Below are 23700 nucleotides of genomic sequence, written 5' to 3'. Positions count from 1 at the left end.
GGTAAATGATGTCGAGGAGGTAGGAAAGTGGATAAGAGCAATGTTCTGGATATATATGAACTTACACCGATGCAGAAAGGAATGCTGTTTCACGCGATCCGGGACGGCCGGGACAATTTCTATTTCGTTCAAGGTTCAGCCATTCTCGAGGGCACCGTGGACCGCTGCGTTCTAGAGAGCAGCTTTCAAGCCATGATCGACAAATATGATGTACTGCGCACCGCCTTCGTGCATGAGAACCTTCAGCAGCCGGTGCAAATCGTGCTGAAGAAGCGGGAGGTTTCCCTGCAATACGAGGATATCACTCATCTGTCTGCCGAGGAACAGACCCACTTTTTGGCGGAATACAAGGAGGCGGATCGAGAAAAGCCGTTTCAGCTGGCCAAGGATCCGCTTATTCGGCTGCATTTGATCAAGCTGTCCTCTGACCGGTATGAGCTGATCTGGAATTTCCATCATATCGTCATGGACGGCTGGTGCTGGGGGCTCGTGTTCGAGGATTTGCTTGAGACGTACGGCCGGCTGCTGAACCGCCAGCAGCCGGCTCCTGGCCAGCCCCCGAAGTACAGCTCTTACATGAAGTGGCTTCAGCGGCAGGATGCGAAGGAGAGCGCTGCGTTCTGGAGCGATTACTTGAGCGGTTATGAGGAAGCGGCAGTCATTCCCCGCCAGCAGAAAAGGCAGGGAAGCGAATACCTGCACCGGGAGCACATATTCCGGCTAAGCAAGGAGACCACCTTCAGGCTTGCTCAGCTTGCCAAAGAATTGCAAACGACCTTGAACAACGTGATCCAGACGGCCTGGGCAATCCTTCTGTATAAATACAATCGTGCCGACGATGTGGTTTTCGGCTCCGTAGTATCAGGCCGTCCCCCGGAGCTTGAGCGGGTGCAGGATATCGTAGGACTATTCATTAACACGATACCCGTTCGCGTCAAAAAAGAGCCGGGCCAGACCTTCTCCAGTCTCGTAGCGAGCGTGCACCGCAGCTCCCTGGCAGCCAAGCCTTATGAGTACAGCTCCCTGGCCGATATTCAGGCCAATTCCGAATGCGGGGGACAGCTGGTAAACCATATCGTCGTATTTGAAAATTATGTATCTTCTCTAGATTCTGTAAGGGAGCTGAGCAGCAGGCTCGGCTTCACGTTCAGGCAAGGCGATTCGGTCGAGCGCAACAACTATGATTTCAGCCTCATCATCCAGCCCGGCGAAGAGCTTGAATTCAACATGACCTACAATCAGGAGGCATATACCCCCGATTTCATCGAACGGCTGTCCGGGCATTTGAGAAATATCGTCGAGGCCGTTGCTGCCGATCGGGATATCGAGGTGGACCGGATCGATATAGTGGATGATGCGGAGCGCCGGGAGCTGCTGGCATTTAACCCTCCTGCGGCCGATTATCCGCGCCAGCAGACAATAAATGGCCTGTTCGGGGAACAGGCTCGCAGGACGCCGGACCGCATCGCGGTCGTTCATGGTGCGGAGAGCCTTACCTACCAGCAGCTGGATGAGGCGGCGAACCGGCTGGCCCGGGAGATTCTGGCTCAAGGGGCAAAGCGCGAATCCATCGTCGGCATTCTGCTCGATCGCTCGGCAGACATGATTATTGCCATATTAGCAGCTTTGAAGGCTGGTACGACATATCTGCCGATTGACCCGGCTTATCCTGCCGAACGGATTCAATACATGCTGGAGGACAGCGGAGCGGAGCTGCTGCTGGCAGCCTCAGGCCAGACTGCCCCAAATTCTTACCGCGGAGCCGTCATTTCGCTGGACGGCGATTTCTGGAAGAGCGGGGATTCCTCCAGTCTGGAGGAGCTGAACAGGCCGGATAGCCGCGCCTATATTATTTACACTTCCGGTTCAACCGGGAAGCCGAAGGGAGTCATGGTCGAGCACAAGAACGTCGTGCGCCTGCTGTTCAATAGCGATAACTTGTTTGATTTTAATGAGAATGATGTGTGGACGATGTTTCATTCCATGTGCTTCGATTTCTCGGTATGGGAAATGTACGGGGCGCTGCTGTACGGCGGCAAGCTGGTCATCGTGCCGGCCGACACGGCGCGGGATGCCCGGGAATTCCGGGCGCTGCTGCGCAGCGAGGGGGTTACGATCCTCAATCAGACGCCTTCGGCCTTCAATATGCTGGCCAGCGAAGAGGCAGCTCATGAGGATCATCTGAATATCCGGAAGGTTATCTTCGGCGGGGAGGCGCTGTCGCCGATCCAGCTCAAGGCCTGGCATGAGAAATATCCGTCTACGGCATTGATCAATATGTACGGTATTACGGAAACGACCGTTCATGTCACTTACAAAGAAATCACGAAGCGGGAGATTGACAGCAATGTCAGCAATATCGGCCGGGCGATCCCGACGCTGCAGGCATATGTGCTCGATGAGCGCCAGCAGCTGCTGCCTATAGGCGTGCCCGGGGAGCTCTACGTTAGCGGCGACGGCGTGGCTCTCGGGTATCTGAACCGTGCCGAGCTGACCGCAGAGCGCTTTATCGAGAATCCCTTCGCGCCCGGCGAGCGCATGTACCGCTCCGGGGATTTGGTCAAATGGCTCCCTGGCGGAGAGATGGAATATCTCGGCCGGATCGACCATCAGGTGAAAATCCGGGGTCACCGCATTGAGCTGGAGGAGGTCAGCGCCCAGCTGCTTCTGCACGAGCATATCCGGGACGGTATCGTGCTTGCCAGAAGCGACGGGGATGGAATCCCTTATTTATGCGCCTATTTTGTGGCCAGTCAGACGATCCATACGGACAGTCTGCGCGAGTATATGTCGGAGCGATTGCCGCAGTACATGGTGCCATCGTTCTTCATTGAGCTGGACCGCCTGCCTATGACGCCAAATGGAAAAATCAGACGGGATGCGCTGCCCAGCCCTGCCGATATCCGCAAGTCCGCAACGGAATACGCGGCTCCGCAGAGCGAGCTGGAGCTTGCTCTGCTGGGCATTTACCAGGACGTGCTCGGCATGGCGGACCTCGGTGTGACCGATCATTTTCTCAGACTGGGCGGCCACTCCCTCAAGGCGACGATGCTGGTCTCTAAGATCAGAAAGGCCTTGGGTGCAAATGTTCCGGTAAGCGAGGTGTTCTCCAACCCTACCGTGAGGGATTTAGCGCGTTATATCCGCTCCGAAGAGGGCTTGCCGGAAATGAAGATCATTCATCCTGCACCTGAGCTGCCGCAATATCCGGTAACCTCGCAGCAAAAGAGACTGTACTCCATTCAGGAGCTCGATCCGTCCGGGGTCAGCTATAACATACCGGTTGCCTTGGAGATTACGGGTGCCCTCGATATTCCCAAGCTTGAGCAATCTCTTCAGCGGCTCGCCGACCGCCATGAGTCCCTGCGAACCTTGCTGCGCGCGGAGGACGGCAGGCTCGTACAGTACGTAGCCGACCGGGTGGAGACCAGGCTTGCACTGCTCGCCGCTGCTCCCGATCCGGCTGAGCTTGAGCGCATCATGATGGAATTCATCCGGCCCTTCGAGCTGGATAAAGCCCCGCTGTTCCGGGCAGGGCTCGTTCAGGCCGGCCCCGAGCGGCATATTCTGCTGCTGGACGTTCATCACATCATCAGCGACGGATTGTCGATGAACATTTTGCTGCATGATCTGTTTCACTTTTACCAGGATAAAGCCCTGCCGGTCATTCAAGTGCAGTATAAGGATTACGCGGTTTGGCAGGAGCGGTGGGCCGGCTCGCCTGAATACGCGAAACAGGAGCAGTTCTGGGTAAGCCGTTTTGCGGGGGAACTCCCGATTCTGGACTTTCCGACCGACTACGCCCGGCCGCCGGTTCAGACCTTCGCGGGAGATCAGCTCGGCTTCGAGGTCGATAAGGCAAGCACGGAGGAGCTAAAATCCCTTGCCGTGCAGCAGCAAGCTACGCTATTCATGGCCCTGCTTGCGGTATACCATATTCTATTGGCAAAATATAGCGGACAGCGCGACGTTATCGTCGGTACGCCGTTATCAGGAAGACCGTCGGAGCAACTGGACTACACGACAGGCATGTTCGCCAATGTCGTTCCTCTCCGTAATCCGCTCTCCTTCGACCAGACCTTCAGCGAGTATTTGCAAAATGTAAGAAACGAGCTTCTGAAGGTATACCAGCACGGGGACTATCCGCTGGAAGAGCTGGTGAAGCGCTTGTCCCTGCAGCGTGATCCGAGCCGCAATCCGCTGTTTGATACGCTTTTTACGCTGCAGGACATCGAAGAGGTTGACATTGACGCCGGCGGATTAAAGCTTCGGGAGCTGAGGCTCGGCGAGCCGGCCGCCAAGTTCGACATGACCTGGGAGATCGTTACCGGGGAGAAGCTGTTCATTCATCTCTGCTACAATACGAGCCTGTTCCAGAGAGCAACGATGGAGCGGCTTGCGGGGCATTTCAAGTCAATCGTTGCCCAGGTCCTTCGCAATCCGCAAATCGCGATTAAGGATATCCTCCTGGCTACACCAGAGGAGGAGCAGATTCTTCAGAGCTTCAATGCAGCCAGAGGAACGACCGAGCATCGGCATTCCACGATAGTTGGTCTGTTTGAGAATCAGGCTCGCTTAAACCCGGATGATACGGCTCTGTTTTGGCGGGAGCAGAGCCTGTCTTACCGTGAGCTCAACTCCAAGGCGAATCAAATTGCCAACATCCTGCGGCGTAAAGGGGTGGGGAGGAATCAAATCGTAGGCATCATGCTGCCGCCGTCTCCAGAAATGATCATTGTCATGCTGGGGATTCTAAAAGCTGGCGGAGCTTACTTGCCGATCGATCCGACCTATCCTGCCGAGCGGATTCATCATTTTCTGAGCGATAGCGGCGCTGGACTGCTGTTTACCCGAGAAGGAATGGAGGACCGGGTGGTGGCCGGCCAACAGGAGCTGCTTCTCGTGGAAGATTTGGCATTTGAAGAGGAGGAATGCCCGAATCCAGAGCATGCTGCCGCCCCAGATGACTTAGCCTACGTCATCTATACCTCCGGTTCAACGGGCAAGCCGAAGGGGGTTATGATCAGGCATCACAGCGTGTGCAATCTGTCCCTAGTGTCGGATACCCTGGGCATTCAGCGCGGCAGCCGGGTTCTGCAGTTCTCCTCCTTCAGCTTCGATGCCTCGGTGTGGGAAATTTTCATGACCTTGCTGCGGGGAGCCACTTTGTATATCGAAGACAGAAACGTGCTGCTGGAGCAGGGGCTCGGAAGCTGGCTGAAGGCGAAGCGGATCAACGTAGCTACACTTCTCCCGTCCGTTCTGCGGAGCATCCCTTACGAAGAGCTGCCGGATTTGCATACCCTGGTGACCGGCGGAGAAGCATGCACGATGGATTTGATCGAGAAGTGGGCCGAGGGACGCACATTGATCAATGCCTACGGCCCTACGGAAGCTACCGTCTGCTCCACGCTGACACCTGTCAGCAGGAGCACAAAGCGGATTACCATCGGGAAGCCAATTAAAAATACCGAAGCCTATATCCTGAATTCCTATCGCCAGCTGCAGCCGGTCGGCGTTCCCGGCGAGCTGTGCATCGGCGGCGCAGGACTGGCCAAGGGATACTTGAATCGTCCGGAGCTTACCGCGGAGAAATTCATCGACAATCCGTTTCAGCCAGGAACGCAGCTGTACAGGACAGGAGATCTGGCCCGCTGGCTGCCGAACGGAGAGATCGAATATTTAGGCAGAATGGATCATCAGGTGAAAATCAGAGGCTATCGCATCGAGCTTGAGGAAATTTCCGACTGCCTGCTTAGGCATGAATCTGTCCGGGAGGCCGTCGTGGTTCCCGTTCAGCAGGGGGGAACCACGGCGCTGGCTGCCTATTACGTAGCCGTTGGGCCGATTGGCGCATCGGAGCTTCGCCGCCATTTGAGCGAGGAGCTTCCGGAGTATATGATTCCCGCTTACTTTACGCCGCTGGAGCAAATGCCGCTGACGGCGAACGGGAAGGTGGATGCCAAGCGGCTTCCGAAGCCGCAGCTGGGATCCCGGGAGAAGATAGCGCCGCGCAACGCGCAGGAGGAGCAGCTGCTGAAGGTATGGCAGGAGGTGCTGGCTGTAGATGAAATTGGCGTAGAGGACAACTTCTTCGAACTCGGCGGAGATTCCATCAAGGCGATTGAGATTTCAGCGAAGCTGAATCGGAGCAGCCTCCGGTTCAGGATCAAGGATATTTTCGAGAGCCCGACTATTGCAGGCCTGTCGGCCAAGCTGGTAAAGCAATCCAGCGGCGCAAGCACGGCGGCTGTGGAGGGGAGAGTTCCGCTGACTCCTGTGCAGCAATGGGTGTTCCAGCTGGCGGGGCATCCGGAGCATTGGAATCAGGCGATCATGCTGGAGCGAGAAGACAGCTGGAACGTTGATGCTGTGACCGCGGCGTTCCAGAGCATTACGGAGCATCACGATGCGTTGCGCATGATTTACTATCCTGACGATCACGGGATGATTCAGGAGAATCAGAGCGCTTCCGGCCGGCACTTTGACCTTGAATGCTTTGATTTCCAAGGCCGTGCTGACGCCGAGAGCTTGATCGAGCGGGAAGCTGATCGCCTGCAGCGCAGCATTCGGCTGGAGCAGGGGCCGCTGACCAAGCTTGGCGTGTTCCGTACCGATGCCGGCAGCTATCTTCTAATTATTATTCATCATCTTGTCGTTGATGCGGTCTCATGGCGCATTATTATGGAAGATTTCGAGTATCTCTACGGATGCTATGAGCACGGCGAGACGCCGCAGCTTCCCGCTAAAACGACCTCATTCCAAGCTTGGAGCGAGGCGCTGGCGCGTTATGCCAATACGGCTGACGTCCTAGAGGAGGCTGAGTACTGGTCGTCAGTTATCAGCAAGGAGGTCCCGGGCTTGCCGGCCGGGCAAAACGCAGGCACATCCCATACCTTCGGGGATATGGAGGAAATTGAAGTCGATCTGACGGCCGAAGAGACGGGCATTCTGGTCAGAAGGGCACCCGCTGCATGGGGCACAGAGATGAATGACCTGCTCATTGCAGCCTATCTTAGAACGTTAAACGAGTGGTGCGGCCATACTAGGTTTGCAATCGACCTGGAAGGGCATGGAAGATCGGAATTCAGCCCGGATCAGGATTTGACGAGAACGGTAGGCTGGTTTACTTCGCTTTATCCCGCAGTTTACGAGATTCCCGAAGGGAACCTCCTCTCGGTGCTTAAAACGGTTCGAGAGAATCATAGAAGCATTCCCCGTAAAGGCTTCGGCTACAGCATTCTGAAATTTCTGACGGATCCGGAGCGCAAGGAAGGGATCGATTTCGGATTCGCGCCCGAGATCTGCTTCAACTATCTGGGGGAATTCCAGGATGGATTGAAGCAGGAAGGCGTAAGATCAGCCTCCATTCCGTTTGGAGATTTAATCGATCACAGCATGATCTGGCCGTATCAAATGGAGTTGAACGCCCATATCGTAAACGGCCAGCTGAGATGCGCCCTAAGGTTCAACCGCCGGCGGATTGCAAGAGGGTCGATGGACATGCTGGCCAGCCGGTTCAGGCATCATCTAGTGCTTCTTTCGGAGCATTGCAGCGAGGAAGATTTGCTGCGGATTTAGAACTTAAGTAGAGCCCAGTCAGTGCGGGAATAGGCCGTCTGACTGGGCTTTTCTCGGCTTATAACCAGGGCTGATCCAGCGCTTCTGTGTATTTTATATTAGATTTGTTCTGATTTTACTATACTTTTACTTTGACACAGTATACTAGGATCAGGTTATGAAAATAATGGTTGTATAAATATCGAATGAGGCGTGGTGAAGAGTAGCATGGAATTGAAAATCGAGCACGTAACTAAATCCTATGGCTCAAAACAGGTCCTGAACCAGGTCACCTTGCATCTTAAGCCAGGCATTCTAGGACTGCTGGGGCCGAATGGAGCAGGAAAGTCTACCTTAATGAGAATGTTGTCCACCATAGAGAAGCCGACATCCGGAGTGATTACTTGGAACGGTGTAGATATAGCACAGCATCCGGATATCCTCCGCACCGAGCTCGGGTATTTGCCGCAGGACTTCGGCGTGTACCCGAATATGAATCCCGTAGAATTTCTGGAATATATGGCTGCAATGAAGGGCTTGAAATTGAAATCGGCGAGGAAGAGGATCGACGAGCTGCTTGAAATATTGAATCTGTCCAATGATCGCAAGAAGCTCCTGGGCGGCTTTTCCGGCGGAATGAGACAGCGCGTAGGCATTGCCCAGGCTCTCCTGAATGATCCGTCACTGCTTATTGTCGATGAGCCGACGGTGGGGCTTGATCCTGAAGAACGCATCCGCTTTAGAAACTTGCTGTCGACGATGTCCTCCAACCGGATCGTCATTCTCTCCACACATATCGTGACAGACATCGAATCGATTGCACCGAATATTGCGATACTGTTCAAGGGCAGATTGGTGACCTTTACGACGCCGGAAGGCTTGATCCAAGGGGCTGACAATAAGGTGTGGCAGAGCATTATCCCATCCTCGGAGCTGCATGATTTGCAGGAGAAGTATATTATCAGCAGCGCCATACACCGGAGCGACGGGGTGCATGCTAGAATCGTCTCTGATTTCCGCCCGTCCCAGAATGCTACGCCGCTGCCTTCTACGCTGGAGGATGCGTACCTGTATGCAGTGTCCCCATTAGGAGGGGCGTCATGAGCAACATGTGGAGCGTCTACTATTGTCTGATTAAGAACAACTTGATCAAGCAAACGAGAAGCTATTCTTTCTTGATCGTCGTCCTGCTGACGCTGTTCTTGGGATATGCCTGCGTTCCATCCCCTTCCAGCGGATACCAGGTGTTCTACATTGGCGGGGTGCGTGGGATTTACAATTCCGCATGGTTGGGCGGGATGGTCACGATGATGTCCACGCTGCTGATATGGCTGTTTGCCTTTTTCATGCTGCGCAGCCAGATTTCCGAGGACCAGAGGCTTAAAGTCGGCCAGATTATTGCGGCTACGCCGGTCACCAATTTTCGTTATATCATCGGCAAAGCCATTTCCAACTATGTTGTATTGCTGGTGATCGAGCTGATTTTGTTTCTGGCTTTTATGGGGATGCAGCTGATTCGGGGGGAAGACTACTACATCCGGTTCGCCGACTATTGGCAGCCCTTCGTCTTCATCGTAATGCCTTCGCTGTTCGTCCTGGCCGCGCTGACCGTGCTATTTGACGTCGTGCCCGGCTTGAAAGGCGTTGTGGGGAATATGATCTTCTTTGCCATATGGGTATTCTTCAGCATCGTGTCGATCGCTACGCCGAACAGCTCGCTGGATGTATTCGGGCTGGACATTATCCGTTCGGATATGGTCCAGGAAGCAATGAAGGAATATTCGTTCCTGTCTACAAGCGAGGAGGGGGGAAGCTTCGGATATTATCCGGTTGAAGGCAACAGCCCAACGTTTGTCTGGCAGGGCGTTGATTGGAATTCGAGCCTGCTGATCGACCGGCTGATTTGGGTAGGCGTTGCTCTGCTGATCATTCTCATTTCCTCTCTCGTCTTTAACCGGTTCAGAATGAAGGATAATTCGAAGCGCAGCTATGTGCCGGTAATTTATGAACCGAAGAAGGGGATTGCCGTCAAATCTGCGAAGAGCCATGACTTTACGCTGTCTCCTGTCAAGAAGGAGAAGGGGGTTCGTATTGCTAGAATCATTCGGGCAGAAATGTACATTATGCTGAAGGACTGTTCAATTTGGTGGTATCTGCTGGTACTGGGCAGCATGGCTGCCAGCCTTCTGATCCCGCTGGAAAAAGTGCTGTCCTGGCTGCCTGTGCTGGCATTATGGCCGATTGCCATTTGGTCGCAGATGGGTACCCGCGAGAAATACTATTTTACCCGGGACCTGCTGCTGTCCAGCTGCCCTCCGCTAAAAAGGTTCCTGGCAGTATGGATAGCGGGGATTCTTATCACTCTGCTCGTATTCTCGGGCGCACTCGTACACTTTGCTCTGGACGGGCAATGGACGCTCTTAACAGCCTGGCTGGTCAGCGTCTTATTCATTCCGACCTTGGCGATGGCCCTGGGGACGCTGAGCGGGTCGAGAAAAATGTTCGAAGTCGTCTATATTCTATGGTGGTATATGGGAGCAGTGAATGATCTTCCTTATCTGAATTTCCTGGGCGGAGAGACGAACCATTCCCTGTTGTACGGTATATTGGCAGGCATTCTGCTGATCGCTGCCCTTATCGGCCAGCAGATCAAAGCTGGAGTTCTAACGGCAGGCGGCGCGAGCAAAAGCAAATCAAAGCAATATTACAAAGGAGGAGTTTCATGAGTTCCAAGATTCGTCGAAGTAAAAAAATAACGGCCCTGGTATTAGCCGGGGTTCTCGCTCTAACTCTTGCTGGCTGCGGTTCCAAAGCGAGCAGTGCCGGAAAGACATTTGACGGGGGACAAGTGGAGGAAATCATTATAAAAACGGACGGGCAGAATATAGAAATACTTCCGGCCGGCAGTGGGGAAATAAAGGTCAGTACCAAGGCAGGAAAAGAAATCCATGCTGATTTAAGCGGCGGGGTGCTGGATATTAATTACGGAAGCTCCTCGAACCTAGTCAACCTTAAGACAGACACTCTGCAGGTCGAGCTGCCGGATAAGCAGTTTCGAAAAATCAGCTTGACGACATTTGCGGGGAAAATTCAAGGAAAAGGCTTGAAAGCAGATGAGCTCGTCTTTCAAGGAGATTCAGGAAGCCTTGAGATCAACGGCTTCGAGGGAAATCAGATTCAAGGAAAAATCGTCGCTGGAGACATCCAACTAAGCGGTGTTGCGGGCGATTTCAAAATCGAGAACGATGCAGGCAACGTAAAGGTATCCCATACAGGCAAGCTTGCTCAGGGAAGCAGCATCAGAACTGGAACCGGCAAGGTCGAGATGACATTCGATAATGTGCCAAGCGCCCTGGAGATTAACGCTTCAACTGAATCAGGGAAGATCGAGTCTTCTCTGGCCTCTGCCTCCGACGTAAATGCTGCAGGCGCAGGACAGCAATTAAAGGCTACGATCGGCTCGGCAGCTGGTGCCCCAAGTCTAACGATCAAATCCTCGTCTGGAAGCATCTATCTTAAATAAAGCTACCCGTCCTTTCCCAGCATTTAAGCTGCATTGGGGAAGGACGGGTATTGTTATTTGGCAAAAGGGATTGTGATATAGAAGGAGGAGCCTTGCGAAACGACGCTGTCCACGGAAATATGCCCGCCGTGGGCCATGATCAGGTCTCTCACGATCGACATCCCCAGGCCAAGCCCATATCGTGCGTCAGGCGTATTTGGCGCCCCGCGGTAATACTTCTTGAACAGGTTCTCCAAAGTAATACGGTCCATGCCGACACCGTTATCTTTAATCGTAATTTTGACGAATTGATTCTGTACATTCGTTAGCTGCACCGTAATTGCGGTGCCGGGAGGGTTATGCAGTACGGCATTCATAAGCAGGTTCTGAATCGCCCGGTACAGCAAGCGTCGATCGAAGGAGAAGGGAATCGCATCCTCTTCGCAGTGGAAGCTTAAATCGTATTCCTGGAGCTCCGGGTCATTCCACGTATCTGCCAGCAGGCTCTTCAGGAATTCAACCAGATTGCCCTCCTCCAGCCGCAGCGGAATCTGCGACTTGGATTCCTGAAGCTGCAGGGATAGATTAAAATCCTGAATCAAGGCCTCCATATGCTTGCTCTTCTTCAATATTTCCTGCATAAATGAGTGCTTCTCTTCTTCGCTCCAGGAATACTCCTCGTTCAACAGCAATGCAGAGTAGCCGGATATGTACGTCAGCGGGGTTTTGAGATCATGCGAAATGCCCGCGATCCAATCCTTCTTCAGCTGCTCCAGCTTCTCTCTTTCCTGCTGGGATTTACGGAGGCTGATGGACAGCTCATGGATGTTGGCAATGATTTCGCTATATAGACGGTAGGGTCTCTTCAGCTTCTCTTTCTTCGTGTAAATCTTATGGCTGTCGGGAGGCTCCTGGTAAACCCCGCGCGATAAGCTGGATATCCAGGAAATGATGAACCAGATCGGATTGCTGAAGTACCAGCTGAAGACAAGGCTGGAGATCACGATCCCGGCTGCAAGCAGGATTAGCAATATCAAATCGTAGCCGCTCATGCCTTCATATAGGCCAAGCATCGGCAGTACGCCTTCCACGATAAGCATCATGACGATTCCCATGCATAATATCCAGGTGAATAATCCGACGATGAAATGGATGCTGAATCGAAGCTTGATATTCATAGCGATTGCCTTTCAACGGGAGGGACGAATTTGTAGCCAATTCCTTTTAGATTAATGATGATTGCGGGAGATTTCGGCTTGACTTCGAGCTTCTTTCTTATTTTGGAAATATGCATGGCCACGGTTTTCTCTTCCCCGTAGCTTGGCTCCTCCCCCCAAACGAACTGATAGATTTGTGTTGCCGTAAAAAGCCGGTTGGGATTCTTAAAGAAGAAATGCAGCAGCTCCAGCTCCTTGGCCGTGCATTCGATCACCCGATCGTCGACGATAAGCTGGGCGTCCGCGGGCTTTAACACAAGGTTGCCATAACGGTACTCCTTATAATGATCATGGTGCTCATGCTGCTGCATGGCCCGATTGAGGTTCTGTCTGCGGAGCAGGCTTTGGATTCTCGCTACGACCTCCAGCGGGTTGAATGGCTTCGTAATATAATCGTCCCCGCCAATGCCGAGACCCGTTAATTTGTCGAAATCGCTGGAGCAGGAGCTGATAAAAATAATGGGCGTGCTTGTCACGCTTCTGATTTTGTTGCATAGATCGAACCCATGGGTATCGGGAAGCATGACATCCAGTAAAATGACATCAAAGGCATGCTGATCAATCAGCTTCAATGCTTCTTCCCCTGAAGTGCAGGAGTAGATTTCATGGAATCTTTCTTTCTTTAAGATGATTTCCAGCAGGTTCAAAATGCCTTCCTCGTCGTCAACCATGAGTATTTTCTCATTCCTGAGCAATATTTGATTCCTCCTAAGTCCATTAGATTCCTATTCTAGCCCTCTCTATTCTACCTCAATACACCCAATAATTTCAATAATTGGAGGATTATGCGCCTCGGCGGCAGCACAAAAAAAGAGATTACCAGTTGTAATCTCTTTGTTATCGGGCATAAAGGTTATTCCCTGTTTTGGCTTTGAAAAAACATCATTATAAAACGAAGAAGCTCGAAGAGGGAAACCAATGCAGCGGCAACATAAGTCAAAGCAGCGGCATTCAGAACCTTGCCTACGCCGCGTTCGTCATTCTGCGATACCAATCCCATGCTGAGCATGCCTCTGCGTGCCCGGTTGGAGGCGTCAAATTCCACCGGCAGGGTTACCAGCTGGAACAGCACGGCCAGCGAGAAGAAGATAATGCCGACGCCAAGCAGGTTCAGGGAGCCGAACAGAAAGCCTGCAATAATAAGGAACGGCGACACTTGGGAGGTCAGGTTGACGATCGGGAACATTTTGTGGCGCAGTACCAGCATAGAATAAGATTCTTTATGCTGAATGGCGTGGCCGACCTCATGGCAGGCTACAGCAACCGCGGATACTGAATTTTCGTAATATACGGGCTCGGACAGGCGGACGACGCGTTTCATTGGGTCGTAATGGTCCGTGAGGGAGCCGCGAACAGGCTCGATCGGCACATCATACAAGCCGTTAGCATCCAGCATGCGGCGCGCTGCCTCATGCCCGGTTAGTCCGTACATATTATGAACCTTGGCGTATTTATTAAAGGTTCCCTTTACTTTGAATTGCGCCCAGAAAGATAAACCGATGGCGAATAATAACGGAATAAACATAATGTTCGAGTTCATCTGTCTCTCAATCCCCCTATTGTAAAAATAATTTATTGTGTTACGCAATTGGCCCTTGGTTAATTAGAATGTAGAGCGCTTCGATGCAAGCAAGGCTTTGCGGCATGAGACTGGAGAACATCTTTCTGGCCTGGCCAGGCTTCAGGTTCGATAAGAGCGGCTCAAGCTCCTTGACTTCCCGTTCCAATCTTTGCATATGGATCTCAAGGGAGGTTAATTTCTCGGTTACCTGCTCGTCGCTTACTTTATTCCACAGCTCCAGCTTCGAGCGAATTTCCTCTAATGTATACTTCTCTTGTTTCAATTCATTAATACGTTTCAGACGGTTCAAGGTTTCAATACTGTATAGGCGATAATTTGTCTGCGTACGCTTCTCCGGTGTAATGAGCTTCAGCTTTGTGTAGTAATCGATCGTTCTTTCGCTTACGTTGGCGGCTTTGGCTAATTCGCCGATTCTGTACAGTTTCATCATCCTGGTAGGCTCACCTCGCTCCTAAGGATATATAGTATTATATGTCTCTTAAAATAATGATACCTGATCGGTAAGTATACAGTCAAACGTTATGCTTTCTATTCGGTAGTAACTTTCGTTAGCTTCTTTTTTCCGCTATACTTGGGGCAAGCTCAGCTTCTATCAGCGCTGCAGCTCCCTGCGGATCGCGGATGACGTTATATCCTTGAATCATAAATGCAGCAGCAGAAGCGGATGGTTCCGGCAGATTCTCTAAAGTCGCCTTCGGGCAGCAGGAACCGATGGCATATAAATGCAGAAGGCCGGCAAATAGAGGCAGCTCTGCAAGATCGGTACGGGAAGGCTGCGGCGGGGCGGAAGGATGGCTGTGATACAGGCCCAGCAGCCTAGGATGATAGCAGTATCTGACCCATTCCTTCGGCTCCAGCGCGAAATGCCGCTCCGGCTGGCCGGAAGCATTGTGCAGCGGTACATACTCATTAATAACGGCAGTTCCAGCTTTGATTTCACCCAGCAGGACGCCGCAAGCCTCTTGAGGATACCTGGCCAGACTGTCCAGCTCCAGCTCCTTAAAGACGGATGGGGGGATGATCCATGTGGGAAGCTTGCCGTACATACTCATGACTTGGATTCACCTCTTCCAGCGATTTGTAACAAAATCGGAAAACAGGGTACAATAATAACACAACAAGTAAAGGAAGAGTACGCATGAGAAAAAATGCACCGATAATTGCGGTCCTGATCGTATTGCTTGGAATCGCTTTGTTTCAAAATTACGGTACTGACCTGCTCTCGTTCGTGAAGGGCGTGGGCGGCAAAGAAAAGAAAACGCTGGGCGCCGCGATCGCCGAGTCCGCGCCAAAGCCGGGCTCCCCATCTCCTTCCTTCGCCTTGAGCGGGCTGGATGGGCGTACATACCAGGTAGGAGGAGAGCGGGAGAAGCCGGTGCTGGTCAATTTCTGGGCCTCCTGGTGCGATCCCTGCCAGGAGGAGGCGCCCGATCTCGTCAAGCTCTATGAGAAGTACGGGGATCGTCTCGATATCTACGGCGTTAATGTTACGGCTTATGATACTGTGGAAAAGGCCGAGGCCTTCGTCAAGGAATACGGAATCAAGTTTCCAATCCTGCTGGACAAGAAGGAAGAGGCCTACAAGAAGTTCAACGGCATGGCTTTTCCAACGAATGTCCTTATTGACAAGGACGGGGTAATCCAGGATCTTATCATCGGCATTGTGCCCCCGAAGGATTTGGAGGCCAAGATCAAAAAGCTGCTGAAATCCTCATAAGCTGATGGCGCGGAAATGAAGGCAGGAAGGCCCGGGTGTTCCTTGGTAAAGGATACCCGGGCCTTCCTGCGCTATGGCTGATGATGCATTAACTACGAATCAATGATTAACCAATCCTTGGGCTGCGGAAACAACCTCTTCGTACTCCAGCTTCGTATGGCCGAGCAGAGCGTAGCGCAGGCTGTCGACAAGCGCTTCCCAACTCGCTTCAATGACGTTGCCGGACACGCCGACCGTGCTCCATGAATTAGTCGCGTCTTTCGACTCGATCAGGACCCTGACTTTTGAAGCCGTAGCATCCTTATCGTCCAGCACTCTGACCTTATAGTCGGACAAGTGGATGTCCTTCAGGGCCGGATAATAAGAAATCAGCGCTTTGCGCAGCGCATTGTCCAGCGCATTGACCGGACCGTTGCCTTCCGCAGCGGTGTACAGGCTGTTCCCGTCGATGTTCAGCTTGATGAAGGCTTCCGACACGACGGGCTTTCCAGCCGACTTCTCGACGAGCATTTTGAAGGATTCGAAGACGAACAGCTCCTTCAATTCGCCGTTAGCCTGACGGAGCAGCAGCTCCAGGGAAGCGTCCGCGCCTTCGAACTGGTAGCCCTGGTGCTCCAGATCCTTGATTTTGGAAATGACCTGCCGCGTCTCCTCGTTCTCCGGATCGAATTGGATGCCCATTTCCTGCGCTTTGGATAGAATGTTGCTCTGTCCGGCAAGCTCGGATACGAGCACTCGCTGCCGATTTCCTACCGTCTCCGGAGCGATATGCTCGTACGTGCGGGAATCCCGCAAAATGGCCGACACGTGGATGCCGCCTTTATGGGCAAAGGCCGCTGTTCCGACGAAAGGCTGTCCTACCGGCATATGCACGTTCGCGATTTCACCGACATAGCGGGCCGTGTTCGTCAGCTGCTGCAGCTGCTCCGGCTGGATGACATCATAACCCAGCTTCAGCTGGAGGTTGGGGATGATGGAGCAGAGATTTGCATTGCCGCAGCGCTCCCCGTATCCGTTCATCGTGCCCTGAACCTGCTGGGCACCGGCTCGTACAGCATTCAGCGCGTTGGCTACGGCCAGCTCGCAATCATTGTGGGTATGGATACCAAGCCGTGCCGTCGTTACGCGTCCGGCCAGAACGGAGACGATTTCGTATACCTCATGAGGCATCGTTCCGCCGTTCGTATCGCACATGACTAGCCAGTCGGCGCCGGCCTCCTCGGCTTTGCGCATGACGGCGAGAGCGTATTCCGGGTTGTTCTTATATCCGTCGAAGAAATGCTCGGCGTCGAACAACACCTCCATGCCCTCCCGTTTCAAATAGGCGATCGAATCGTAGATCATGGCTAAGTTCTCTTCCAATGTCGTCTGAAGAGCAGTATGCACATGGAAGTCCCACGACTTGCCAACCAGAGACGTAGCTTTGGCACCGGATTCAAGAATGCGTTTCAAATTAGGATCATGCTCAGCGATGCTGTCTTTGCGGCGGGTGCTGCCGAAAGCGGTGACTGTCGCGGATAATCCGAGTTCCTGCACTCTCTTGAAGAACTCGATATCTTTGCTGTTGCTGCCAGGAATGCCGCCTTCGATATAGTGTACACCCAGCTGATCCAGCTTCTTGGCTATCTTCAACTTATCGTCCGCTGACAGGCTAATGCCTTCTCCTTGAGTGCCGTCACGTAGTGTTGTGTCGAAGATGGTTACAGCCTTTGACATGATGAAAATGTCCCCCTTTGGATATCATCTGAGTGTGAGCTCTGATTAGTATAATTTCTAATTATAGCATCTGTAATTTAAATGTAACACCGTTTTTATGAATTTGTATGCAGCGGTTGACCCATTTTAGCTAGAAAGGTATGCTTTTTTATAGATGCCGGAAAGTATAAGTAACGAACATAGGTACAGATTACAGCATCATCGTTTAGTTTAAATAAAAGAGGGAACATTAGTGAGGAATATCGACGATTATTATCCTGTAAACGGCAGGGTTGTGCTCCATATCGATATGAACGCATTTTATTGCTCCGTACACGAGGCCGAGGAGCCGGAAAATTACCGGAACAAGCCGACGGCCGTCGCGGGAAGCGTAGAATTGCGCAAGGGCGTTATCGTCACTTGCTCCTATGCGGCAAGGGCGTTGGGTGTCCGGACAGGCATGACGGTGCGGGAAGGCCTAAGGAAATGCCCCAAGCTCATCCTGATCGCTCCGGATTTCCATTTATACCGCCGCTACTCACGGGCCTTCATGGATATCGCCTACCGCTACACGCCGCTGCTGCAGGCCACCTCTATCGACGAGTGCTATTTGGATATCACCGGCTCGAAGCAGTTCGGCACGCCGCTGGAGATCGCTCACGAAATTCAGTCGCGGATCGCTGCCGAGCTGGGATTGCCCTGCTCCATCGGGATCGCACCGAACAAGCTGCTCGCGAAGATGGCGTCGGATATGAAGAAGCCGAATGGCATCACCGTGCTTCGTTTGCGCGATGTGCCTGAGCTGCTGTGGGGCAAGCCGTGCAGCGAGCTGTTCGGCATCGGCCGTAAAACCGGCGAGAAGCTGAAGAAAATGGGCATATACACGCTTGGCCAGCTTGCCGCAGCCGACGAGCGCCTGCTGTCCGAAAGGTTCGGGGTTATCGGTCTGTGGATGAAGCAGGCCGCGCACGGCATCGACCATTCGCCGGTACAGGAGGAGCGGGAGAAAAACAAGTCGATCGGCCATACGACGACGCTTCCGAAGGATCTGACTGAGCTGGAGGACATCAAGCGCGTCATGCTCAATTTGGCGGATCAGGTGGCCCGGCGTCTGCGTCGCCAGAAGCTGATGGCCCAGACGGTGCAGATTACGATCAGAACGCCGGACATGAAGACGATTACCCGCTCCCAATCGCTGGGGAACGTTACGGAGCAGGCGGATGATATTTACAGAGAAGCTTGCGAGCTGTACGTTCGGCACTGGGGCCACGGCAGGCCGGTACGGCTGCTCGGCATTACGCTGCAAAACTTAGTCCCGAAGGAGAGCTCCGCACTCCAGCTTGATCTGTTCGATTATGAGCAGCAGCCGAGGAAGGAGTCGCTTACGCGGACGATGGATTTGCTCCGGGACAAATTCGGAGAGGATGCCATCCTGACGGCAGGCATGCTCAGCGACGATCCTTCCGCCTTGATCCGCAACCATAAAATCCGCGGAACCTCCCTGCAGACGGATTTTCTCCGGGAAAATCGGGAGGAATGATAACAATTATCAATGGAAATTGGTAACAAATCATTTGAAATTGCTTTCTTTTTATATTATATTGGTCATGGTGGTAGCAATTCACCGCACTTGTACCGTTTATCAGGAGGCAGATAAAGATGGCGAAATATACTTGGGTAGAGAAAGATACTTGTATCGCTTGCGGCGCTTGCGGCGCTACGGCACCGGATATCTACGATTACGACGATGAGGGTCTGGCCGAAGTTATCTACAATAATGATGGTAACCGCGGTGTAACGGAAATTCCGGAAGACTTGTACGATGACCTTCAGGATGCATCCGACGGATGCCCAACGGATTCCATCAAGATTGCAGATACTCCGTTCAATATGGAAGGTTAACAGGAAAGAACGAGTTACATCCCGCTTTAGGAGAAGCATCCCGCCTGTTGATGGCACGGGATGCTTTTTGCTGTTCAGGCTCCTGTTTCTGGTGCTGACCGCCCGCAGCAGGAGCTGCCTTCAGGCCAGCTTTTTGGGTATTTCGTATCGAATTACGCCGGAACAAGGAAAAGGGTTTGAAAACAGACGTTCTGCAGCCGATATATTAAGTAAGAGGTGTCATACATAAACAAGTTGAATCCTGGTGGAGGTTTACGATGAAAAACTCGGCTTACCTCAAAAAATATGTAGAAAATCATCCAAATAATAAAATGGCCTGGTATTTGCTAGGCAAAGAATACGAACAAAGCGGTCAGGAGGGCAAGGCGCATTATTGCTATATTCAGGCAGGAAGCGTATACGAGGCCTTTGAGTCGAGCAAAATCCCCGAGGATCTATGGATGGGGTATGAGGCTGACATTCTCCACGAGTCGCGCAGGCAGGAGCAGCGCAGCCGGCTGATTCGCAGGGCCGGCTTTATGGTCATGCTTCTGCTGCTTCTCTGGCTTCCTTCCGCGCAGGCCCCCGGCAAGCTGCTGGCTACAGCCCCGAAGGATCCGGGGCCGGTATTAGAGGAAATGAAGGATGCCCCGGATAGACCGGCCACAGACGGACCGGAAGCGGATGCACCCTCTGACGGTGCAGGTGCGGAGCCGGCTGCTCCGCGCTTTACGGCGATCGGCTATGCTTCCGGCGGCAGAGGCGTGACGGGCAATATCGGCGGGCTGCTGAAGGGAAACGAAGCGTCCGGCCGCTATCAGGTCGTGCTGGGCATGGGCCAACAGGACAAATGGTTGAATTGGTCGCATAAAATGCCGGTCGTCTACGGAATCCAGTCGCTCGGCAGCGGCCAGACCAGCGTGCAATCCTACGACCCGGCGGCATGCCTGTGCACCCCGCCCGATTCCCGCAAGCTGCAGGCGGAGGCCAAGGCGTGGATTCAGCGGCAGGAATCCCTGGCCGTGCTGTCTTCGGCGATGAAGCAGTATAAAGAGAACGAGGGGCGCTGGCCGGAGAGCTTGGAAGAGCTGGCGCAGCCCTTCCCGGACAATTGGCTGGCTGGAACCAACGATCATATCAAGCAGGCATTTGCGCCGCTGAAGCAGGAACTCGCTCGGCGGGAGCTGCAGGGAGGCGGAGGCGGACCGGGACAGCGTGAATCCGGCGGCAGCAAGGAGGCAGCCCGGCAGCTGGAGCTGTTCTTTGATGAGCCGCTTGAAGTCATCGTGGATACCAGCAATCATCGGCTGGCGGTGGTCAGCGGTTCCGTCATTCTGAGAAACTACCGGGTGGGGCTAGGCGGGGATAAAACGCCGGAGGGAACGTTCCGCATTACCGACAAGGTCGTGAATCCGAACGGCAGGTCGGATGGGGAATTCGGCAGCAGGGGCATGCAGCTGTCCGATACGAATTATGCGATTCACGGCACGAACGAGCCGGACAGCATCGGCCGCGATGAATCGCTGGGCTGCGTCCGGATGGGAAGAAAGGATGTCGAGGAGCTGTTCGATCTTCTGCCGGTCGGAACGAAGGTGACGATAAGAAAGGGAGGGCTGCCCGATCAGAGCCTTGTCCCGGAAGAGCGCTTCACGCTTGGGGACAGGCAGGATCAGAGCAACCCTCACCGGACGTATCGCTGGCTGAATTAGCCATTATTTGAATAAGAGAGCTACCGTGAACAGTATAATGAGTCCAGCAACGACGGAAATGGCCCAAATGAGCCCCTTTCTATTCACTTCCTCTTTCTTTTGCTGGAGCGTCGGCGGTTTGCGCTTGGCAGCCATGACAATCATTCCCTTCCATATTGTTCAGAGAGCTACACTCTTATTGTAATAGCTTTCATTTTAAAATGCCATCACTTCCCGGCGGCGAAATCCTTGCGTTTCCGGGAGGTTAAACTTTTCTTTTGAACGAGAAAACGATAAACTAAAGAACAGGGCAATTTATTGCATATGTTATGATCGGAGTGAAGGTAGACGTGTTATATCGCAATATTGGAAAGCATCTGTTCTTCCAGCTGGATCCTGAGAGAGCGCATCATCTCATGATCGGAGGATTAAATAAAGCCGCGAAAATACCGGGATTTATTCCTGCTATGCACGGCATGTATGGAGTCAAGGAGGCTCCCGAGCTGGCGGTCGATTTGTTCGGCATTCATTTCCCGACCCCAGTAGGGCTTGCAGCCGGGCTGGATAAGAATGCGGAAGCGGTGGAGGCGTTCTCGGCCATCGGCTTCGGCTTCATGGAGGTTGGAACGGTTACGCCGAAGGCGCAGCCGGGCAACGAGCAGCCCAGGCTGTTTCGCCTTAAGCCGCAGGAGGCGCTGATCAACCGCATGGGCTTCAACAACCACGGAACTGATTATATGGCCGGTCAGCTGGCAGCCCTCCGCAGCAGGCGGATTCCGGTTGCCGTCAATATCGGCAAGAATAAAGCAACGCCGAACGAAGAGGCGCATCTTGATTACGAGAAGTGTATTTCCGCGCTGTATGCCCATGCGGATTTTTTTGTGGTGAACATCAGCTCGCCGAATACGCCGGATTTGCGCAATCTTCAGCATGGCACCGAGCTCGCTTCCTTACTGGAAGCCGTCCGGAAGGAAATGGAGAACCAGGCTGAGAAGCACGGAGCGCGGAAGCATGTTCTGGTGAAGATCGCGCCAGACGTCAGCATGACGGAGCTTGAATTCATGGTTCAGACGATTATGAATAGCGGCGTATCGGGAATTATAGCTACCAATACGACGATTTCACGTGAAGGCATCCAGCATGAGCATGCGCAGGAAACCGGCGGTCTTAGCGGGAAGCCGCTAAAGGAGAGATCGACAGAGATGATCTCCCATGTCTATCGGCTGACGGAAGGGAAGCTTCCGATTATCGGTTCCGGAGGAATATTTAACGCTGCGGACGCCTATGAGAAAATTCGTGCCGGCGCCAGTCTGGTAGAAATATATACCGCTCTAATATATGAAGGTCCCGAGGTGAACCGCGAAGTGCATCGCGGTCTGTTGGACCTGCTGCGCCGCGACGGATTTAGCCATATTTCCGAAGCTGTAGGAGCAGACCATCGCTAACCGGGCCACAGAAGACAGGAGGCACAGTGGATGGATAATAGAGACTGGGGAGTATTTTTGCTTCCGTACGAGCAAACGGTTGAAGAGTTGAAGGTGAAGTTCAAGACGATGCGCTCCGAGCTTAAGAAGCTGGAGGAGTATGCGCCGATCGAATTCGTTACCGGAAGGGTCAAGAAAATATCAAGCATTCTCGATAAGGCCAAACGACTGAACGTGCCGATGGACCAGCTGGAGCAAGGGATCGAGGACATCGCCGGCATACGGATCATGTGCCAGTTCGTCGAGGACATCCGCAGGGTGGCCGAGTATATTCGGGCCCGCAAGGATCTCCGGGTGATTTATGAGAAGGATTATATAACAAACTACAAGGAAAGCGGTTATCGCAGCTTCCATATGATCGTGGAATACCCCGTACAGACTGCCCTGGGCCTGAAAAACGTGCTGGCGGAAATTCAGATCCGGACGCTGGCCATGAATTTCTGGGCGACGATCGAGCATTCCCTGAATTATAAATACCGGGAAAGCCTGCCTGACGAAATGCGCATCAGGCTGAAGAAGGCTGCAGAGGCCGCATTCGTCCTGGACAATGAAATGTCCAGCATACGCGAGGAGATTCTGCTTGCCCAGAAGAGCTTTGAGGACGAATCCACCATCGTGAACCGATTGCTCACGGCGATTCATCAGCTCTATTTTTATCATAAGGTCACGGAGGCCATCGAGGCTCAGCAGCGCTTCAACGAGCTATGGGAAGCCCGGAACATGGAAGGGCTGAAGGAGCTGCATACCGAGGTCGGGCAGCTGATCAAGGCGGCGAAGAAAACCGTGGAGTCCGGCGATGACGTATGATCGCCTGTATGTCGCCTTCCTCGTCTACTTCAACCGTGACCGGGATTACTTCGAATGCCATGAAGTGATGGAGGAGCTGTGGCTGAAGCTGGATAAGGACCCGCTGCATAAAGGATTGCTGCAGGTCGCGGTCGGCCTGTACCATTTCCGCAACGGCAATGTGACCGGAGGGCGGAAAATGATGGAATCGGCGGCGCAGAGGCTGGCTCCGTATCCGCCGGATTCCCTTGGCATTGATTTAGGCAAGCTGCTTCGCGAGACGGAGGCCTACGCCGCCGCGCTGGCGAACTATGACGAGTCTCCGTTTCCTTACTATGATTTAACGATTGATATTCTCGATTCGCACTTATCGGAGCTCGTGGACAAGGCAGCGCCGGAAATAGAGCCCAACATTCCTCAGCGCAGGGGGCCTCAGCGAGGCGCCAAGCATGAGCTGCGGATGCAGGGCAGGAGCGAATGAATAGCAGAGCCCTTTCCCGAGAACGGGAGAGGGCTTTTTGAAGCTGCCGTTCATGCCTGGCGCTGGACGGGAATCGCTTATTGTTTTACAATCTGATGATACTGGTA

Annotated in this window: 18 protein-coding genes; 11 read left to right on the top strand and 7 right to left on the bottom strand. The window is 53.1% G+C overall.

Annotated elements, in window-relative coordinates:
- The first annotated feature begins 27 nt into the window (after window positions 1-27).
- The 4 genes from BN2762_RS20305 to BN2762_RS20290 all read left to right on the top strand — a co-directional run bounded on the left by BN2762_RS20305 (window position 28) and on the right by BN2762_RS20290 (window position 11083).
- Window positions 28-7581, top strand: coding sequence for a non-ribosomal peptide synthetase (locus BN2762_RS20305; RefSeq protein ID WP_074048659.1), 7554 nt, complete (start codon window positions 28-30; stop codon window positions 7579-7581).
- A 207-nt stretch (window positions 7582-7788) separates the two neighbouring features.
- Window positions 7789-8664: an ABC transporter ATP-binding protein gene (locus BN2762_RS20300; protein WP_055108691.1), complete on the top strand. Its 876-nt coding sequence runs from the start codon at window positions 7789-7791 to the stop codon at window positions 8662-8664.
- The gene (locus tag BN2762_RS20295) at window positions 8661-10286 is read left to right on the top strand and encodes an ABC transporter permease (RefSeq protein WP_055108690.1); all 1626 of its coding nucleotides are present in this window, start codon (window positions 8661-8663) and stop codon (window positions 10284-10286) included. Before BN2762_RS20300 ends, BN2762_RS20295 begins: the two co-directional genes overlap by 4 nt.
- Window positions 10283-11083: a DUF4097 family beta strand repeat-containing protein gene (locus tag BN2762_RS20290; protein WP_055108689.1), complete on the top strand. Its 801-nt coding sequence runs from the start codon at window positions 10283-10285 to the stop codon at window positions 11081-11083. Before BN2762_RS20295 ends, BN2762_RS20290 begins: the two co-directional genes overlap by 4 nt.
- 53 nt (window positions 11084-11136) lie before the next feature.
- On the opposite strand, the gene BN2762_RS20285 is transcribed toward BN2762_RS20290, so the two are convergent.
- From BN2762_RS20285 to BN2762_RS20265, 5 genes are all read right to left on the bottom strand, one after another.
- A complete protein-coding gene (locus BN2762_RS20285) occupies window positions 11137-12240 on the bottom strand; it encodes a sensor histidine kinase (protein WP_055108688.1) in 1104 nt (367 codons plus the stop codon).
- Complete coding sequence (locus BN2762_RS20280) at window positions 12237-12950, bottom strand: response regulator transcription factor (RefSeq protein WP_055110242.1); 714 nt, start codon at window positions 12948-12950, stop codon at window positions 12237-12239. Before BN2762_RS20280 ends, BN2762_RS20285 begins: the two co-directional genes overlap by 4 nt.
- Before the next feature lie 182 nt (window positions 12951-13132).
- Window positions 13133-13819: a zinc metallopeptidase gene (locus BN2762_RS20275; RefSeq protein ID WP_055108687.1), complete on the bottom strand. Its 687-nt coding sequence runs from the start codon at window positions 13817-13819 to the stop codon at window positions 13133-13135.
- Between the two features lie 40 nt (window positions 13820-13859).
- Window positions 13860-14288, bottom strand: coding sequence for a MerR family transcriptional regulator (locus tag BN2762_RS20270; RefSeq protein ID WP_148500040.1), 429 nt, complete (start codon window positions 14286-14288; stop codon window positions 13860-13862).
- Between the two features lie 121 nt (window positions 14289-14409).
- Entirely contained in the window at window positions 14410-14913 is a 504-nt protein-coding gene (locus tag BN2762_RS20265; RefSeq protein WP_055108685.1) for a M67 family metallopeptidase, read from the bottom strand.
- An 86-nt stretch (window positions 14914-14999) separates the two neighbouring features.
- Here BN2762_RS20265 and BN2762_RS20260 point away from each other — a divergent pair, with 86 nt between their 5' ends.
- Window positions 15000-15578, top strand: coding sequence for a TlpA family protein disulfide reductase (locus BN2762_RS20260; protein WP_055108684.1), 579 nt, complete (start codon window positions 15000-15002; stop codon window positions 15576-15578).
- Between the two features lie 99 nt (window positions 15579-15677).
- Here the strand turns inward: BN2762_RS20260 and cimA are convergent, their stop codons facing one another.
- On the bottom strand, window positions 15678-17294 hold the full coding sequence (gene cimA, locus BN2762_RS20255; RefSeq protein ID WP_055108683.1) for a citramalate synthase: 1617 nt from the start codon (window positions 17292-17294) through the stop codon (window positions 15678-15680).
- Window positions 17295-17526: 232 nt separating this feature from the next.
- Between cimA and BN2762_RS20250 the strand changes: the two genes are divergently transcribed.
- From BN2762_RS20250 to BN2762_RS20240, 3 genes are all read left to right on the top strand, one after another.
- Window positions 17527-18813, top strand: coding sequence for a DNA polymerase IV (locus BN2762_RS20250; RefSeq protein ID WP_055108682.1), 1287 nt, complete (start codon window positions 17527-17529; stop codon window positions 18811-18813).
- A 119-nt stretch (window positions 18814-18932) separates the two neighbouring features.
- On the top strand, window positions 18933-19175 hold the full coding sequence (locus BN2762_RS20245; protein WP_055108681.1) for a ferredoxin: 243 nt from the start codon (window positions 18933-18935) through the stop codon (window positions 19173-19175).
- Window positions 19176-19432: 257 nt separating this feature from the next.
- Window positions 19433-20863, top strand: a complete 1431-nt coding sequence (locus BN2762_RS20240) for a L,D-transpeptidase family protein (RefSeq protein WP_055108680.1) — start codon at window positions 19433-19435, stop codon at window positions 20861-20863.
- 3 nt (window positions 20864-20866) lie between these two features.
- Here BN2762_RS20240 and BN2762_RS28090 read toward each other — a convergent pair whose 3' ends face one another.
- On the bottom strand, window positions 20867-20998 hold the full coding sequence (locus BN2762_RS28090) for a hypothetical protein (protein ID WP_262362825.1): 132 nt from the start codon (window positions 20996-20998) through the stop codon (window positions 20867-20869).
- A 194-nt stretch (window positions 20999-21192) separates the two neighbouring features.
- Here BN2762_RS28090 and BN2762_RS20235 point away from each other — a divergent pair, with 194 nt between their 5' ends.
- From BN2762_RS20235 to BN2762_RS20225, 3 genes are read left to right on the top strand one after another with little or no spacing between them, the layout of a single operon-like run.
- On the top strand, window positions 21193-22287 hold the full coding sequence (locus BN2762_RS20235; RefSeq protein ID WP_187386562.1) for a quinone-dependent dihydroorotate dehydrogenase: 1095 nt from the start codon (window positions 21193-21195) through the stop codon (window positions 22285-22287).
- 30 nt (window positions 22288-22317) lie between these two features.
- The gene (locus BN2762_RS20230) at window positions 22318-23133 is read left to right on the top strand and encodes a GTP diphosphokinase (protein WP_055108678.1); all 816 of its coding nucleotides are present in this window, start codon (window positions 22318-22320) and stop codon (window positions 23131-23133) included.
- The gene (locus BN2762_RS20225) at window positions 23123-23593 is read left to right on the top strand and encodes a DUF309 domain-containing protein (protein ID WP_055108677.1); all 471 of its coding nucleotides are present in this window, start codon (window positions 23123-23125) and stop codon (window positions 23591-23593) included. The genes BN2762_RS20230 and BN2762_RS20225 overlap by 11 nt, the downstream gene beginning before the upstream one ends.
- Window positions 23594-23700: the final 107 nt, after the last annotated feature.

This window comes from Paenibacillus ihumii, from assembly GCF_001403875.1.
Lineage (GTDB): Bacteria > Bacillota > Bacilli > Paenibacillales > Paenibacillaceae > Fontibacillus > Fontibacillus ihumii.
This window is presented reverse-complemented; position numbering and strand designations above follow the sequence as displayed.